Genomic DNA, 16,397 nt, shown 5'->3' with positions numbered 1-16,397 from the left:
CAGTTTAACTAGCTTGCCTACACGCTGCGGGTTGCCATAGCAGGTGAAATACTTGAGGCGCGAACGGCAGGAATAATAACAGCGAGTGTCGTCACCAACAATAAACCCACCACAGCAGAGATGGGGTAAACACTGGGCAGCGTAGGCAGGCTATATAGCGTCATTAATTGTTGACCTAATTGCATCGCCAGTAAGCCACCGATAATACCGCCAGCAATACAAATCAAGTAGTTTTCCACCATAAAGTAACTGACTATATCGCGCTTTTTAGCCCCTAATGCACGGCGAGTACCAATCTGTTTAGTGCGGCGCTGAATGTTAAACATCACCATTCCAGTCAAACCTAATGCAGTAATCAATAGCAATAGCACCACCATCATACTCAGCACTGTCGCCATTAAACGGTGATTACTATAGGTCTGTTTTTTAAGGTCTGACAGCGAGGTAAAATCAGCAATAACCCGATTCGGGTTTTCAGCATGAAAAGCCTTGGTGATGACCGCTTCCAAATCTGCTATATGCTCTGGTAATGCTCGCACCATATAGGTTTTATTGGCACTTTGACCACCAAAATCAATATTTTGCATCACACTGTATTCAAAGTTATCACTATTGATCCAAGCGCCTTGCAGCTTTTCAATCACCCCGATAATTTCAATGGGACTCTCACCTTGATACATGACTTTACCAATGGGTGATTCATCGCCCCAAATCGCTTTGGCTAATGGCTGAGACACCATCGCCAACATACCGCTGTCATCTAAACTGTCATTCATTTCTTCAGGTCTAAAATTACGTCCTTGAACGAGTTTAGCTCCCATGGTATTGAGCAGGTGCTCACTGCCTAAATAAAAAGCAAAACTAGGCGTTTGTTTAGCCGTTTCAGCATCAGGTCCATCATTATAAATATCTGACCAACCGCTATCGCTTAATGGCATCATATTGGCAGATGATGCATCGATTACATTAGGCAAATTGCGTAGTATTTGTTGATCAATCTTGTTTTGTTCAAGGTTATCAATGGCTGGGTCAAAGTTATAAACATTAAATTTAAAGATTTGCTCTTCTGCATAGCCAGATACACGCTGCATCATGGTTAAACGTTCGTGAATAATAAAACTGGCATTAGCCACAATCGCTACTGAAAGCATAATTTGCAGTAACAACAGAACAGGCGCGCTCTTACTGCGCAATAAACTCGAAATAATCGGTTTGATATGTAACATGTCGAATTCCTTTTTTGTTGGCTATTGCGCTTTTAAGTACACACTTGGTTTAGTACGGCACACCACCCAAGCAGGATAAACACCCGCTAACACCGCCGTTGAAATGGCAATTAATGGGGTAATAATCCACATAGTGCTATCAAGCCCTGCCACACTGGCATCAACATTAAACTGTGACTCAAGCAGGGTTAATGCTCCCCAAGCCCATAACAGCCCAACCACACCACCGATAAAACCAATAATGCCCACCTCAACCATATATTGGCTGAATATTTGTCTGCGGCTAGCACCAATGGCGCGGCGTACGCCGACTTCTGGGGCGCGTTTTAAAAATTTAGTGAGTAGTAAACCTAGAATATTGACTAAACATACCGTCAAAAATAATACACTCAACCCGACGAGTATTTTGTTATCCCGTGGCACAACTTCACTATCCACTAACCACTTCTCAATATCGCTAATTTGCACAGCTTCAGCTGGGGTTTTGGCGGTATCAGTAAAGCGGCCAAAGCTGCGCTGTTGTTCAACATACTGGCTAAGCCAACTTTTATACTGCTGCTTCTCTGCATCTGTTTTTAATAGCGCCCAAAAATGAATCCACGTTTTTTCAGAATTTAATCTATCTTGATAGGTCACCATCGGCTCAAATTTCCAGCCACTGGTATTACCCCAGACATCAAATTCTTCTAGCGGGGTTATTGAAAATGGAATGTAGATTTCTTCAGCGTCACTAAAAGGTTCATTGGTTGGGTCGTAATATTTAGGTTGCGGATTCCAGTCCTTAATGACTCCAACGATTTGATATGGCTTGCGGTTTAAGTAAATGGTTTTGCCGACACTATTAACCCCATCAAAAAAGCTTTGATTTAGTTTCTCGCCTATCACCACTTGATAAGTAGGCTGAGCATCGACACTCTTGTCCCAGCGATCACCGTATAAAAAAGGCACCTCAAAAATAGTAAAAAAGTCACTATCGGTAACCCGCACACCTTTCAATACTGGCTGTATTTCTGGATCCTCTGACTGCATGGCCAACCCTGTTCGAAATGAGGCTGCCTTTATCGCTAACTCATTATTATTACGAAGGTTGATCACATCGGTATAAGTGAGGTTAGATTGAAAATCATCCCATGAATCTAATCCTTGGCTCCACAACTGCACCGAGTTAATTTGCTCGCTACGCTCCCCTGCGGGGTTATAGGACATGGTTTTATAGACATTTAAGGTGGTGATGGTAATACCAATGCCAATAGATATGGCTAATATCATTAGCAATGACAACATGGGTGTTTTCTTGATGCTGCGCCAAGCAAGATCGCAATAGTATAAAAACATAGTGACTCTCCTACTCGGTCATTAAGCGCCGTTAGCGGCTTTTTGTAAGTCGGCTACCACACTGTGGTCAGCTTGTTGATACATCGAAAAATCACAAACCTGGCCATCGACAATTTGGATATTGCGCTGAGCGCGGCGAGCAAGTTCGGCATCATGGGTTACCATAATAATGGTGGTGCCTGACTGATTAATATTTTCTAATAACTCCATCACTTGGCGCGCCATTAAGCTGTCTAAATTACCTGTTGGTTCATCGGCAAGTAAAAAGCGTGGCTCACCTGCCAGCGCGCGAGCAATAGCAACCCTTTGTTGCTGTCCGCCAGATAGTTGCGTCGGTAAATGCTTCATTCTGGCAGCAAGACCGACTTGTTCTAATGCTGATTCCACACGGCGCTTGCGCTCAGCCTTATTAAAGCCACGATAGCGCAGAGGTACTTCAACATTTTCAGCTAAATTCAAATCTGGAATAAGGTTAAAACCTTGGAAAATGAAACCAATTTTTTCATTGCGAACTTGGGCACTTTTATTGTCATTAAGGTTTGATACATTGACGCCATCAAGGTGATATTCGCCGTCAGTAAAACCTTCAAGTAGACCGGCAATATTCAAGAAGGTGGTTTTACCTGAACCTGATGGTCCCGTTACAGCAACAAACTCCCCTTCTGCCACTTCAAGGTTAAACTCACGTAATGCATGGGTTTCAACTAAGTCCGTTTTAAATACTTTGCTAATATTTTTCATTGATAACATTGTTGTATTTCCTTATTTAACTCGGCGGTATTTCATACCACTTCAAGTTCAATTAATGTGTTTAACCTGCCATATATGATCGATATGGCATGATTGAATTTGCGTTAAAAAATTACCACTATCTGTAATGCCGAGAATAAATCGAACTTGATGATGGCGTTAACTAAGTCATTCTGAACGGCTTCAGTCGCGCTATCTGACACTTGAGCGGTTAAATCAATGAGCTGAAAAGTGAATGACAACCAATCTAGGCTGGCATCAATACGGTAGCTGATCGCTAAACTTAACAACATCAAAGCCAGCACACTAATAAAGGGTTTAGTTTGTAATTGTTTCATGGTCGTATCCTTACCGAGCTTGGATTAAATTTGTTGGATAAAATTTAAGTTTTTATAAATTCTGATTATCTAATTTGAGCTTATCTAAGCTGAATAGTGTCATCGTTACTAAAAGCTTCGGTGCCTGAAATTACCCACACATCACCTTCTTTACCGCCTTCAATCACTTCCACCTGACTCATACTTCTCACACCTAAAGTCACGGCCGTCTTTTGGGCTATATCATCAGTCAATAAATAAGCTGTTGAGCCACCGCGATTTAAAAAGTCGCCGCGCTTAACCATTAATACATTGGGGCGGTTTTCCAGTAATACTCGGGCCGATAAGCGCTGATTTTGACGTAATGACAATTGCTCATCAGCATCAAAGCGAACTCTGGCAGTGACTTCACGGTTACGCACTTCTGGTGAGATTGAGGACAATTGCCCCATGACATTGATATTGCCAAAGCTCAGCTCTACATCCATGCCGATACCTAGGTCATCAGCATAAGATTCAGGTACGGCGAGCTCAGCTTCAAAGGCACTTAAATCCACCACGGTTAAAATAGGTTGGCTGGCACCAATACGGGCTTTTTGCTCCACCAGCCAGTTACCAATAATGCCTTTCACTGGGGCTTTAATATTTAGCGCACCAAGTTGACGGGCTAACTCCTTGACCACTAACGCTTGTCTAGACACTTCTTCGGCACGATTTTTAAGCTCAAATGCTAAGGTATCGCCCATTAAGTCAACTTCGGCAATGGCATGTTGATGCAGCAATTTTGCTTTGTGCAGATCATCCTTACCCTTTTCAAAATCGATTCGACTAATCAAACGGCTTTCAATCAGTTGATCGCCGCGGCGACTTTCACGATCTGCCGCCTCTAAGTCCACTTTGGCCATGTCTAACACTTGGCTAACTCTGAGTTGTTCTCGGCGAGCATCTAACTTGGCCCGTTCTAAATTACTTTCCATTGCCCCATACAATGATTGCTGCTGCTCATAAGAATTTTGTAACTTAGGGCTTTCTATTTGAGCAACCACTTGACCAAGTTCAACGATATCGCCAGGTTGGCTCAGCATAGTCACCACACCTTGTTCAGTGCTATATAAAACAGGTGCATTAGCAGCAACGATTTTACCGGTGGTGGCAATATCACGAACCAAAGTGCCGCGAGTCAGTGTTGCTAGCCTTAAGTCAGTTGCATCAATTGAGCGAATATTATTGTCATGTCCTAAGCTTGCCCACACCAACGCACTCATCAACAAGCCAAGGGTACCAATCACTAATGGCATTTTTAGCTTATTGGTTAGCTTTGGCTGAATAACCTTATCTTGTCCGCTGGTATCTTTAATCATCATTAATCCTAGAATGCGCTCAATGCTGCATTTATCAATCATATTGCATTGGATAAAGCACAGGCTGTGCCATAAATTAAATAATGATATTAATTAGATACTTAAGATATTTTAATTATACGACCAACAATCGAAAGTGTCCGCGGACACCCTGTAAAGTGTCCGCATTAAAATGAGAAGTGTCCGAAAACAAAAAAGTGTCCGCGCGGACACTTTTGGGCAATCTATATTGAACTGCTTAATTCAAGCCGCTTTAGGGCTGACGCACCTTATCCAATGCACCACACAAGGCTTCAACACCTAAAATAGCCCGTGGGGAGGCGCGATGCAGTACATCAGCATTGAGTTGATAGATATGCTGATTTTTAACTGCGGGTAATTCTGGCCACTGTGACCAATCAACACCAATAACGTTGCCCTCATCTTGGCTTTGTAAAATCACTTCTGCCATGGTGAGCAATACATTCTCAACGCTTACTTGCGGGTATTCACTGGCTGCATCGATAAAAACATTTTCACCATGACAAGCTTCGATAATATGCTCTATCCAACTGCCTTTAGATACTGTCATTAACGGCGTTGACCATAACTGATAAAATACTTTTACCGGCGACTTTAATTGATTTTCAGCGCGGATATCCGTTAGCTGCTGACGATAGTTTGCTGCGACTTTAGCCGCTTTATCTTGATTACCCGTAAGCTCACCCAATTGTTCTAATTCATTGGCTACATCATCAAGGCTTTTAGGATCGCTATTAAACACCTTAAAGCCTAGCTGAGTTAGCTGGGTGATATCGTCCATTTTATTGCCGCTATTCCACACCACGATTAAGTCAGGGTTTAGCTCTAACACTCGCTCAATTTGAATACCGTAGTAACCACCGATACTGGGAATAGACTTTGCTGCCTCTGGAAAATCAGTATGATCAGTAGTGGCAACAATAGACTCGCCAGCACCGATGGCATAGAGCATTTCAACCGCGTGGGGCGAAAGCGCTATGATACGTTTAGCGGGTTCGGCTTCTTTTGTCTTAGCGTCTAAAAAAGGACTTACCACAGTGGTGATGATAAAAAAGATACTGATGGAAATTCGTGACAACATGCTTTTCCTTTGAAAAATTACACTGGGGTTATTGGGTCAATGCTATCCCAGACTCTATCTGCAACCGACTATTACTTCAAACAACTCAGTCAATGAGCTACTCAATGAGTGTATCAGGCCAACCGTGAGTATCGATGTAAGCTTGTAAGTTTTTAGGTCTATATTTCATGTCAGCATCCCATCTTTGTTTCACTGATTGATGTATCCAAATAGGTTTCTCGCAGTCAGTTAGCGGGCGATGATATTCACCACGAATACGATACACATGCTTTTTAGACTTATGCTTGGTCGCCATAGGATTAGGGCGCAAACTGTCATGCAAATGGGTCTCAAATGCTAAGTCAAATTCACTGGCTTGTTGCATCATCCATTTAAGCGCGATATCCGATAAACAGCTCTGATCATCATCAGGCTTATAACTGCCGCCTATATTACTGTGCACCCCTGCAAACCACACTTGTTGAATATTCATGTTGCTGCGAGGCTGCCAAATGGTGGGTCTAAAGTCGTCACGCACTTCATCAATGGCCAAAGCATGGCGCGCTACGCTAACATTACGCCCAAGCTTAGTGTCGTAAAACTCATCTTTATCTTCAAATAAGCCTAAAAATGAGAATGGAATTCCCATGGCGCCGACGGTATCCCACACCCCAACAAATTTGACCTGCCTTGATGGGTAACTGTATTGCTCACGAAAAGCGATGGATTTTGCGCCATCAGGCTTATAAGGTTTTGATTTGGATTTATAGTGCTCAAACGCCGCTTGAATTTGATTGGCATCGGGGCGCTTTAGAATGCCGCAGTTATTAATTAAGCCGCATAAACTGCGCACGGTATAAGCGCCGCGGCTAAAACCAAACAGATATATTTCATCGCCTTCGTGGTAGTTTTGCACGATATAGCGATAACAATCCATAATGTTCTTTTGAACACCACTGCCGGTTATGCCACCAGATACTGAGTCATAATATGAGCCGACGCCCCAATCGTAAAACACCTGTTGCGCCACACCATCATCGGCAATGGGTTTAATACCTCTGGCAATACGTAGCACATTGGTGGGAAAGTCTTTTTTAAGGTCTTTCTCTGGGCGGTTCCAAGTGCCATCGGCACAAATAACAATACGTTTTTTCATTATATCTTCCTTGAATTACAGCAATAAGTGCTAAGTAATAAAATAGTATCAATCCTTGCTAGCAGATAAAGCTTCGACCTTTAGACTATAGTCAGCCCGCCCTAACAGGGTTTACTCTAACTCAGTTATTGAGCCATAAACAAAGGAGTTTTTATGTTAACTGCGGATCAATCTGTACTGGTGATTGTGGATGTGCAAGGTAAACTTGCACAGGTAATGCAGCAATCTTCGGCGCTGCATCATCAGCTCGCTATCTTGATCCAAGGGGCGCAATTATTTGATATCCCAATTTTATGGCTAGAACAACTGCCCGATAAATTAGGTCCGACCTCAGCGCAATTGAGCGAGCATTTATCTAAAACTACCCAAGTGATTGCTAAATCTCACTTTAGCGCATGGCAGTGCCAGGAGTTTCAGCAGCAGTTAACGCGCTTAAATCGCAATCAGATTATTCTCGCGGGCATTGAAACCCATGTATGTGTTTATCAAACCTGTCAGGATTTGTTGGCTAATCGTTACCATGTGCATTTAGTTGCCGATGCGGTGTCATCGCGCATTGAGGCCAATAGAGCCTTAGGCATTGAAATGATGCAAGCCCTAGGCGCTAAACTCACTAACACTGAATCTTGTTTATTTGAATTGCAACATCAAGCGACAGGCGAGCGCTTTAAATCATTACTTAAGTTGATCAAATAGCAATTCTAAATTAAAGCCTTATGGATGATTGTTAGCGCTTTGATACCAAGCAAATGGCTTTTTAGATGTCATATTTAATCCCATGTAACCTTTATCATTGGGCATGATTTGGGCTTAAATAATCGCATTTCTTGCGCTAAACACTGCTGCATGCAAACTTAGTTTCTCGATTTATCCTCCCAAGATTGTCAATAAATTGCTGTAAATCTAACCTGTGTATTTTGTATTAAGCTAAACTTACTGATAGTTTTATGGGAAACACAGTAATTCTGTTATTATTTGCACCCAAATAATCATAATTTAATGGATTAGCACTCGCCTATCCAAGTTCATTCGCCACAGGTAAAAATATGATTAACCACTTCACTGTCCTCGGTGTCAAAGCCAGTGCCAAAGAAGACGAAATAAAAAAAGCCTATAAACGTTTATCAAATAAGTTACATCCCGATAAACTGCTTAACGCGTCAGAAGAAGAAAAACATCAAGCAGCCCTGCAGCTACAAAGGGTTAAAAATGCCTATGATATTTTATCTGACAAAAAATTAAGAACTGCATTTATTAAAGATTTTAATAATGTCATCGTGACCAATCCTACAGCGGCAATGACCGAGCTGTGGGACCAATTTTATTCTTGAGAAACCCATGAGCCAAACACTGAATATCTCACGCATCAATGAGTTAAAAAATAATGCCTATGACAATATCGAATCGTACAACGATCCCGATACCCCTGATGCATTAGCTAAATTTACTAACTCAATGAAAGAGATTTTATTAGCCGATCCGTCGATGCTAGCCGCGGTACCCGAGTATTTACCGGTTGCCTTATTTAACCGTATTCGTTTCTCAGACGAAGCAAAAATCAAATGGGCCGGCTGGATCGATAGCGCGGTAATGCCAAGCTGGGACGAGTTTAAAGTCACCATACAGTTTAATAATGCTGATGTGCCTTTAGTACTTGCCGTGCGCAAATATTCAGAAGAGCTATTAATTGAAAGCTGCGCCGTGGTGTATCTGCTTAATACTCAAGATAACGTAGTTGCACCGACTAAATCTTTTGCTACATCTGAAGGTGGTGATAGTGACGATGGCTATGATCCTTATAACAACGATGACGAGCAAGAAAGCGAAGATGAAGAAGGTTATTACGACCAATATGATGATGAGGAGCGTTAATGAACAATCTTATTGAACTTGCCGCAGAAGAGATTAAAGCACTCGCTGATGTCGAGCCACAACAAGCCAGTAAGCGATTCGAAATCATTGCCAACACAATGAATGATGCACAACTTGTTGATGTTATTGAGCATATGGATATTGTTACCTTAACTCAAATCAATAGTCATCATGATATTTCATGTCCATCGATCATGTCTGAGCTGATGACCCCAGAGCAAATCCGCGACATAGTGTGTCAGCAACCTTTGTATTGGGAAGAGCAAATTAAAACCAATGTTGATGAATTAATGCATCATACCTTTGAGTTTTTAACCTACCTTATTCGTATTCAGGGCACTGAAGAAAAACAAGCCGCCATTTTAGAGTGTATTGCAGAAGATCCTGCTGGGCTGTTTTATTTATCAATTCCGTTTATTGAGTTGATTTTGGCGCCATCAGCCGAGCAAGACCACAACACTATTTTTGACTCATATGATGACGAAGATGATGGTGAAACAGTGGGTTATAGCAACTGGCAAGCAGATGAAGAAGCCCATAGCCTAGCGATGGATGATCCCCGCAGCCTATTGGCATTAATTCAACAAATTGCGCCTGAAGTGGCCAAGTCGATTAAAAATCTGCTGCGTAATGAAAGTTCTGGTTGGGAACAAATCATCGGTAAATTCGTTAATGAGCTGGTGTTACAAGCAAAAGATAAAAACCAAGTGGCTGATGAGTACGCTGAAGTCGATGATATGTTTACTTTTCTTGATTAAGGAAACCAGTTAATGCAGTTAGCATTACGTGATAACAATCAAGGCCCATACTTTAGTCGGGTACTTGAGTATGGCCGCCGTGAAGCACTATTAACCGATGAGCATGTCACCCAAATAAAATCGAAAGCGATTTTAATGAGTCTTAAACTTGCTGATAAGTTTTATAACAAGCACAAAATGCATTTGCTGGAGCAAGCAGCCCATGATGTCATTGGCGTGGTTAGCCTAGGGCTTATTGCACTAACCGGTCACGAACCCGTAGGTTCAATCAACTTGCTGAAAACCCCTGATGGCATAATGAAATGCTTTCAAAAAGGCTGGAGCATGTTGACCACTGTGAGTAAGCATATGCATGGCAGTGAAAAATCACTCTATGGTGATATCAATCCAATACTCATGGAAAAAATCTCGACCCCGCCAGATACAGATGAGTGGCTAGGTTGGCAAGATTATCAAAAAGCGCTTACTGACCACAGAAGTCAAGAAGCCACGAAAGTATTGCTTGAAACCTTTTACGCTAAAACTGAACTCGATCCATTATTTAGTCTTGGGCTTGAAAGCGTGCTGGCTGAAGCCGTGCTTTATCGCATGATGTTTGATGATGCTCGTGTACGTGAAGACATGAAAAAGCGCCTGCGTAAAATTGCGTTAGACGATAAGTGGTTTAGTGTTGAAGTGCTCCAAATTCACACTGACCGAGCGCTGTCACTCTTGCCAGAACCACTCGCAGACACCATTCGCCAAGACTTAGGTAAGCATTTTTACCAAGAGTTATTGCGAACGCTTAAGTTTGCCAAAAAATACCGTGAACTTGCCCTTGGTGATGCCAGTCCTGAAAAGCTTGAGCGTTACGAGCAAAAACATGGCCTACAAAGTGTGTTACTCGGTTGGCAAGACACCTTTGAGTTTTAGTGACACCAAAGACACTAAATAGCGCAATATTAAAGGGTAATAACATTACCCTTTTTTTATGCTTTAAACTTCTGATCTGAATATAAATTTCCAACGTATTATCTAACTCAGTATAACGCGAGCAAGTACCGGAGTTGCCCATGAATAGAGATGTTACTGACAGAAATAGCGCGAGCAGTGTAGCCAAGATCCCCAGTAGTCGTTTATCTCGTTTAGGTAAAATGGGCTCATTAGCATCAAGGGTTGCTGGCAACGTACTGTTTGAAGGCGCCAAACAGCTCAGTAAAGGTCAATCACCTCAGTTGCAACAGCTGGTACTTACTCCCAAGAATATGACTCAAGTGGCTGAAAAGCTCGCTCAACTTCGTGGCGCGGCCATGAAAGTGGGTCAGATGATCTCTATGGATAGTGGTGATTTACTGCCTCCAGAAATCAGTGACATCTTAGCGAAACTCCGCGATGATGCTAAAGCCATGCCCCATAAACAACTGGTTGCGATCCTCAAACAACAATGGGGACAAGATTGGTTAGCTCCTTTTGCCCAATTTGAATTACGCCCTTTTGCAGCCGCCTCTATTGGTCAGGTACATTTAGCCTATCTAGACAGTGGTGAAAAACTAGCAGTTAAAATTCAATATCCCGGTATTAAAGACAGTATCGACAGCGATATTGATAATGTCGCGAGCCTGCTAAAAATGGCGCAGTTAGTGCCCGACCATGTGCAATTTGATAAGTTACTCACTGAAGCTAAAGCACAATTACACCACGAAGCTGATTATCACTACGAAGCTAATTTACTGCAGCAATACTACACTTGGGTCGCTGATACGCCACACTTTGTGGTACCAAGAGTTTATTCGCAGCTTTGCACCGACAGTATTTTAGTGATGCAGTTTATCGAAGGCGTGCCAATAGAATCTGTGCTCAATATGGCGCAAAGCATTCGCGATAAGGTCGCCACCCGGTTACTCAGTCTTTTTTTAGATGAGCTGTTTACCTTTAAGTTGGTACAAACAGATCCCAACTTTGCCAACTTTATGTACCAAGCAGATCCTGACAAAATTGTGCTGTTAGATTTTGGTGCTACCCGCAGCATTTCTGATGATTTATCCAGCGGCTATAACATGTTAATGCAAGGCGCTATGACCAGTGATAGTGCACTCATGACCCAGGCTGCAGCGCAAATTGGTTTTTTTCAAAAACACATTACCCCAGAGCAGCAACAAGTCATTGTCGATATTTTCCATCAAGCCTGTGAGCCATTACGATGTGAAGGGGAATATGATTTTGCCAATAGTAATCTCGCTAAACGCATTACCGACTCAGCCAAGGCCATGAGCACCAAACAAGATGAATGGCACACACCGCCAACCGATGCGATTTTTATCCATCGCAAGTTAGCCGGTATCTACTTACTTGCCTTTCGCATAAAAGCAAAAATTGATGTCAGGCAGCTGTATTTAAGCCATCAAAACAACATCTAGCATTCGCACTTAACGCTGACGTTTATTGCCAAAAGGCTTGTTTAATAATAAAACAGTCCCATATAAGAAAGTGACGTTTATTAAAAAATTTATAAACGCCTTATAATTCAACAAGGAGAGTGACATGTTCAGCCACATCATGATCGGCAGTAACGATATACAAAAATCAAAAGCATTTTACGATGCCACCTTCGCCGTTTTAGGTTACGAACCTGGGGTCATCGATGATAAAGGTCGTTGTTTTTACTTCACTGAAAGCGGTATTTTTGCCATCACTAAACCCATCGATGGCGAACCTGCAACCCACGGCAACGGCACCACTATCGGTTTTAGTGTTAAAGATGCTGCTCAGGGCGATAAATGGCATGAAGTCGGCGCCGCTCATGGCGGCACACCTTGTGAAGAACCGCCTGGAGTACGTTCAAACCCTGCGATGAATTTGTACCTTGCCTATTTACGCGACCCTGATGGCAATAAAATTTGTGTACTGCATCGACTTCCAAAATAATCGCAGTCGTAAATACAAAATAGTAACGACTGAAGTTATTTCTACCGCACGATAAACACTGAAAAATGACTTAAAGTCCAACAATCACATAGCCTTGATACTCGCTATGTGATTGTTAAATTGTCCAAGGCTGACATCAGCAACTCAAATAGCGTCTCTCACTCAAAATAGCTCATAATGCCGCTCAACAAAGGCCCTCATACTGAAGCCTATCAACCTCAAGCGCTACCTGTGTAAAATTAGCCACAATAGTAAGCGGCTACACTATCTTAATAGACTGCACCATCTTAATAGCAATAGGGTAAACTCTAGCCTGTAACCACTTGGACAGAGACTGCATGATGAAATTGGCCATAGCATTATTCCTCGCTTATATTTTACTGTTAGTGCCCAGCACCCACGCTAGCCAAGAACAGTTTAAAAGCGCCACTAATCAGCTTGAACCAACAAAAGGCCAATTATCAGTCAAGCCGTTAATCGACAATGTATTTCAGTTTACCTCTTACTTCCAAACTCAAGATTACGGCTTTGTATCAGCCAATGGCTTAGTGGTTATCGATGGCTCAGAGGCCTACTTGATTGATACCCCATGGACAGAAAAAGATACCATTCAACTGGTGCGATGGATTAAGCAACAAGGCTTTACGCTGCGAGCGAGTATTTCAACTCATTCCCATGATGATCGCGCAGGCGGAATTGGCTACTTAAATACCATAGGGGTTGATACTAACGCCTCTGAATTAACCAATTCATACTTAAAAGCCAATAATAAGCCTTTAGCAAAACAGGCTTTTACAGGCGACAAGTTGCAATTAGCCCACAAGCAGATTGAAGTAAAATATCTCGGTGCAGGCCATACAGAAGATAACCTCGTGGTGTGGCTGCCTGAGTCGAAATTACTATTCGGCGGATGCCTAATAAAAAGTCAAGCTAGCAAAACTATGGGCTATATTGCTCAAGCGTCACTTTCTGAGTGGCCAAATACCCTAGATAAAGCCAAAAGCCGTTATAATGATGCAATCATTGTGGTACCAGGTCATGGCAACAATGGCGGATTAGAACTACTCAAGCACACCCAAGAGCTGATTAGTAACCATTTAAAGTAATTTATTGAAAAAGAAGCTGTAGAAGATGCCAACTGATAATAACGCAAGCCATTCCACTACAAACCAGCACTGCTTTGTGCCATTTAACACCAATGTAGATGGATATACATTGCCGGAAAAATTTACATTCCCCTTTTATTATCAGCCACACCCATTAGCGATTATCGCCGCCGAGCAGCTACAAGAGCATTTACAACAGCAAACAGATTGGCTGCATAATTTTGGCATTACCGATAAAGAACATGATCAGTCAGCACCAACTGAAGCATTGCTTAGAAGAGAAGCATCAAAACACCTTCCTGCCATAGGTAAAATGTTTGGGGTATTAGTGGTCAAAAATACTCAGGGACAACTGGGTTTTTTAGCTGCTTTTTCAGGTAAATTAGCTGATAAAAACCTATGGCCACAATTCGTGCCGCCAGTATTTGATATGCTCAGTAAAAATAGTTTTTTCAAACAAGAAAATATCGAAATCAATCAACTCAATGCCCAGCTGGTTGAGTTAGAAAACGATCCATTATTACAGCAGTTGACCACTAAACTAGCGTTAACGCAGCAGCAAGCTGAAAATGCCATCGCGGCGCAGCGATCGCAAATGATCGAAAACAGAAAGTATCGCAAAGCTCAGCGAGCTCAAGCGCAAAGTCTCAATGAAACTGACTTTAAAACCTTATCAATTGAAATGAGCAGACAAAGCGTTAATGATAAATATTGCTTAGCAGAGCTTAAAGAGCATTGGGAGCTGCAAACTAAACTGGTTGCTGAGCCATTAGCTGAATTAGAACAAGCTATTAGTGCTATTAAACAACAAAGAAAGCAGCTATCTAATGGGCTACAGCATAAGTTATTTAGCCACTATCAGTTTTTAAATGCCCTAGGTGAAAGTAGCGATCTTAATAAGATTTTTAATGATGCGCCCAATCATTTACCACCTGCTGGAGCTGGTGAGTGCGCCGCACCTAAACTGCTACAATATGCCTTTAAACATAATTTCACTCCTATCACTATGGCTGAGTTTTGGTGGGGCATGTCGCCCAAATCTGAAATTAAACAGCATAAAAACTATTACCCTGCATGCCATGGAAAATGCCGCCCAATTTTAGGACATATGCTTAAAGGCCTACAGGTTGATGAAAATCCACTACTTAGCAACCCTGCTGAAGGGGTCGAGCTTCCCATCGTTTACCAAGACGATCATATTGTGATCGTGAATAAACCAGCGGAGTTTTTATCTGTGCCTGGTAAAAATATCACCGACTCAGTATATAGCAGAATGAAGCAAGCTTTTCCCCACGCCACTGGGCCACTCATAGTACATCGCCTAGATATGTCGACCTCAGGATTAATGGTTATTGCGCTGTCTAAAGAAGCCAATAAGCATTTAGTGCAGCAATTTATCAGTCGTACTGTCACCAAGCGTTATATCGCTAAGATCGATGGGGTCCCACAGCTTGATCGCGGCGATATTACACTGCCATTAAGAGTAGATTTAGACGATAGACCAAAGCAACTTGTCTGTTATTCACACGGAAAAAATGCACAAACCCATTGGCAAAAAGTACAGGAATTAAACAACTCTTGCTTAATTCACTTATTCCCCAAGACAGGCAGAACTCATCAATTAAGAGTCCATTGCGCCCACGCCAAAGGCTTGAACATGCCAATTTTAGGCGATGATTTATATGGAAAAAATGCACAAAGACTGCATTTACATGCTCAATTGCTGTCGATTATTCACCCTAATACAAATCACAGAATAACCTTTGAAGTTAATGCTGACTTCGAATAATCACAATATAAAACAATAGTTTTAAACAACTGAATGAATTAGTGTCAATTTTCTGTCTATTTGGCACTGATAAAAACTCTTAAAAATCCCCATTTCCAAGTGGAAATGTTAATCAATATCAGTTAATGTAATAAGTTCGTACGATATGCGATTTAATTGATAACAACCCAATAAGCTAACGTTTTCTACGTTATAAATTTTAGCCTTCCTACAAGCTGTTGATTAAATTAATAAAACTTTGGCTTACTGCACTATTTAAGGAAAAAAGTGGACTATGAAAGAGTGGTATTTCTCAAATAATGGTGAGATCAGCGGACCATTAAGGCTGGCAGAATCAAATAAGTTTATTGCGTCAAATCCAAATGTTTATGCTTGGCATCCTTCTTATGCGCAGTGGGTTCCTGTAAGTGATATAGAAGAGTTCGATGTTATTGGCTCTCCACCACCTGCACCGGCGGAAATCCCGCAACAACTGATAGAGCATTTCACAGCTAAAGAGCGTGAGCTAAATGCTGCGCTAGGCCGAATAGATAATACGATTCAAACTATCAGTAGTTCAATGGCAGATATTGATCGCGACACCAATCGCTTTAAACAAACCACCAAAGATTTAAACGATAAAGTAGAAGCAACGTTAAAAAGCGTTAATGAGCAATATGCTGCATTACAGAAGACTCTTGCTGGTGTTAACTGATTGAGTAAAGAAACCTTATTACTCTGATTTGCATATAACATTTGTTTA

Annotated in this window: 17 protein-coding genes; 10 read left to right on the top strand and 7 right to left on the bottom strand. The window is 41.8% G+C overall.

Going from position 1 to position 16,397, the window contains the following annotated elements:
- Positions 1-17 precede the first annotated feature (17 nt).
- From Q4533_RS07855 to Q4533_RS07825, 7 genes are all read right to left on the bottom strand, one after another.
- Complete coding sequence (locus Q4533_RS07855; protein ID WP_303502558.1) at positions 18-1,226, bottom strand: FtsX-like permease family protein; 1,209 nt, start codon at positions 1,224-1,226, stop codon at positions 18-20.
- Positions 1,227-1,247: 21 nt separating this feature from the next.
- Positions 1,248-2,561: an ABC transporter permease gene (locus Q4533_RS07850; RefSeq protein ID WP_102520132.1), complete on the bottom strand. Its 1,314-nt coding sequence runs from the start codon at positions 2,559-2,561 to the stop codon at positions 1,248-1,250.
- 21 nt (positions 2,562-2,582) lie between these two features.
- Positions 2,583-3,311 carry an ABC transporter ATP-binding protein gene (locus Q4533_RS07845; RefSeq protein WP_303502557.1) on the bottom strand — a complete coding sequence of 243 codons (729 nt, stop codon included), beginning with the start codon at positions 3,309-3,311 and terminating at the stop codon, positions 2,583-2,585.
- Positions 3,312-3,415: 104 nt separating this feature from the next.
- Positions 3,416-3,649, bottom strand: a complete 234-nt coding sequence (locus Q4533_RS07840; protein ID WP_303502556.1) for a hypothetical protein — start codon at positions 3,647-3,649, stop codon at positions 3,416-3,418.
- Between the two features lie 80 nt (positions 3,650-3,729).
- On the bottom strand, positions 3,730-4,989 hold the full coding sequence (locus Q4533_RS07835; RefSeq protein ID WP_102476311.1) for an efflux RND transporter periplasmic adaptor subunit: 1,260 nt from the start codon (positions 4,987-4,989) through the stop codon (positions 3,730-3,732).
- A gap of 253 nt (positions 4,990-5,242) precedes the next feature.
- Complete coding sequence (locus Q4533_RS07830) at positions 5,243-6,091, bottom strand: cobalamin-binding protein (protein WP_102438638.1); 849 nt, start codon at positions 6,089-6,091, stop codon at positions 5,243-5,245.
- A 97-nt stretch (positions 6,092-6,188) separates the two neighbouring features.
- Complete coding sequence (locus tag Q4533_RS07825; protein WP_102438640.1) at positions 6,189-7,226, bottom strand: DUF2235 domain-containing protein; 1,038 nt, start codon at positions 7,224-7,226, stop codon at positions 6,189-6,191.
- A gap of 153 nt (positions 7,227-7,379) precedes the next feature.
- Between Q4533_RS07825 and Q4533_RS07820 the strand changes: the two genes are divergently transcribed.
- The 10 genes from Q4533_RS07820 to Q4533_RS07775 all read left to right on the top strand — a co-directional run bounded on the left by Q4533_RS07820 (position 7,380) and on the right by Q4533_RS07775 (position 16,349).
- Positions 7,380-7,922 (top strand): hydrolase, encoded by a 543-nt coding sequence (locus Q4533_RS07820; protein WP_102476310.1) that lies wholly within the window; start codon positions 7,380-7,382, stop codon positions 7,920-7,922.
- A gap of 350 nt (positions 7,923-8,272) precedes the next feature.
- Positions 8,273-8,557: a J domain-containing protein gene (locus tag Q4533_RS07815; protein ID WP_102531968.1), complete on the top strand. Its 285-nt coding sequence runs from the start codon at positions 8,273-8,275 to the stop codon at positions 8,555-8,557.
- Between the two features lie 7 nt (positions 8,558-8,564).
- Positions 8,565-9,098: a hypothetical protein gene (locus Q4533_RS07810; RefSeq protein ID WP_102531969.1), complete on the top strand. Its 534-nt coding sequence runs from the start codon at positions 8,565-8,567 to the stop codon at positions 9,096-9,098.
- Positions 9,098-9,856 carry a hypothetical protein gene (locus Q4533_RS07805; protein ID WP_303502555.1) on the top strand — a complete coding sequence of 253 codons (759 nt, stop codon included), beginning with the start codon at positions 9,098-9,100 and terminating at the stop codon, positions 9,854-9,856. The genes Q4533_RS07810 and Q4533_RS07805 overlap by 1 nt, the downstream gene beginning before the upstream one ends.
- A 12-nt stretch (positions 9,857-9,868) precedes the next feature.
- Positions 9,869-10,768, top strand: coding sequence for a hypothetical protein (locus Q4533_RS07800; RefSeq protein ID WP_102520135.1), 900 nt, complete (start codon positions 9,869-9,871; stop codon positions 10,766-10,768).
- A 140-nt stretch (positions 10,769-10,908) separates the two neighbouring features.
- Positions 10,909-12,252 (top strand): AarF/ABC1/UbiB kinase family protein, encoded by a 1,344-nt coding sequence (locus Q4533_RS07795; protein ID WP_303502554.1) that lies wholly within the window; start codon positions 10,909-10,911, stop codon positions 12,250-12,252.
- Positions 12,253-12,376: 124 nt separating this feature from the next.
- A complete protein-coding gene (locus Q4533_RS07790) occupies positions 12,377-12,760 on the top strand; it encodes a VOC family protein (protein WP_102438649.1) in 384 nt (127 codons plus the stop codon).
- A 338-nt stretch (positions 12,761-13,098) separates the two neighbouring features.
- On the top strand, positions 13,099-13,866 hold the full coding sequence (bla, locus tag Q4533_RS07785; protein ID WP_303502553.1) for a subclass B1 metallo-beta-lactamase: 768 nt from the start codon (positions 13,099-13,101) through the stop codon (positions 13,864-13,866).
- 25 nt (positions 13,867-13,891) lie between these two features.
- Positions 13,892-15,655, top strand: a complete 1,764-nt coding sequence (locus Q4533_RS07780; RefSeq protein WP_303502552.1) for a pseudouridine synthase — start codon at positions 13,892-13,894, stop codon at positions 15,653-15,655.
- Positions 15,656-15,929: 274 nt separating this feature from the next.
- Positions 15,930-16,349 (top strand): DUF4339 domain-containing protein, encoded by a 420-nt coding sequence (locus Q4533_RS07775; protein WP_102438656.1) that lies wholly within the window; start codon positions 15,930-15,932, stop codon positions 16,347-16,349.
- Positions 16,350-16,397: the final 48 nt, after the last annotated feature.

Source organism: Shewanella sp. 6_MG-2023 (genome assembly GCF_030547195.1).
Lineage (GTDB): Bacteria > Pseudomonadota > Gammaproteobacteria > Enterobacterales > Shewanellaceae > Shewanella.
Note: the sequence above shows the minus strand (reverse complement) of the source record. Positions and strands in the feature narration are given on the sequence as shown.

Bases quoted from the DNA above. Each gene is read 5' to 3' on its own strand.
- Q4533_RS07855 (WP_303502558.1), bottom strand. From the start codon at position 1,226: ATGTTACATATCAAACCGATTATTTCGAGTTTATTGCGCAGTAAGAGC.
- Q4533_RS07850 (WP_102520132.1), bottom strand. From the start codon at position 2,561: ATGTTTTTATACTATTGCGATCTTGCTTGGCGCAGCATCAAGAAAACA.
- Q4533_RS07845 (WP_303502557.1), bottom strand. From the start codon at position 3,311: ATGTTATCAATGAAAAATATTAGCAAAGTATTTAAAACGGACTTAGTT.
- Q4533_RS07840 (WP_303502556.1), bottom strand. From the start codon at position 3,649: ATGAAACAATTACAAACTAAACCCTTTATTAGTGTGCTGGCTTTGATG.
- Q4533_RS07835 (WP_102476311.1), bottom strand. From the start codon at position 4,989: ATGATTAAAGATACCAGCGGACAAGATAAGGTTATTCAGCCAAAGCTA.
- Q4533_RS07830 (WP_102438638.1), bottom strand. From the start codon at position 6,091: ATGTTGTCACGAATTTCCATCAGTATCTTTTTTATCATCACCACTGTG.
- Q4533_RS07825 (WP_102438640.1), bottom strand. From the start codon at position 7,226: ATGAAAAAACGTATTGTTATTTGTGCCGATGGCACTTGGAACCGCCCA.
- Q4533_RS07820 (WP_102476310.1), top strand. From the start codon at position 7,380: ATGTTAACTGCGGATCAATCTGTACTGGTGATTGTGGATGTGCAAGGT.
- Q4533_RS07815 (WP_102531968.1), top strand. From the start codon at position 8,273: ATGATTAACCACTTCACTGTCCTCGGTGTCAAAGCCAGTGCCAAAGAA.
- Q4533_RS07810 (WP_102531969.1), top strand. From the start codon at position 8,565: ATGAGCCAAACACTGAATATCTCACGCATCAATGAGTTAAAAAATAAT.
- Q4533_RS07805 (WP_303502555.1), top strand. From the start codon at position 9,098: ATGAACAATCTTATTGAACTTGCCGCAGAAGAGATTAAAGCACTCGCT.
- Q4533_RS07800 (WP_102520135.1), top strand. From the start codon at position 9,869: ATGCAGTTAGCATTACGTGATAACAATCAAGGCCCATACTTTAGTCGG.
- Q4533_RS07795 (WP_303502554.1), top strand. From the start codon at position 10,909: ATGAATAGAGATGTTACTGACAGAAATAGCGCGAGCAGTGTAGCCAAG.
- Q4533_RS07790 (WP_102438649.1), top strand. From the start codon at position 12,377: ATGTTCAGCCACATCATGATCGGCAGTAACGATATACAAAAATCAAAA.
- bla (WP_303502553.1), top strand. From the start codon at position 13,099: ATGATGAAATTGGCCATAGCATTATTCCTCGCTTATATTTTACTGTTA.
- Q4533_RS07780 (WP_303502552.1), top strand. From the start codon at position 13,892: ATGCCAACTGATAATAACGCAAGCCATTCCACTACAAACCAGCACTGC.
- Q4533_RS07775 (WP_102438656.1), top strand. From the start codon at position 15,930: ATGAAAGAGTGGTATTTCTCAAATAATGGTGAGATCAGCGGACCATTA.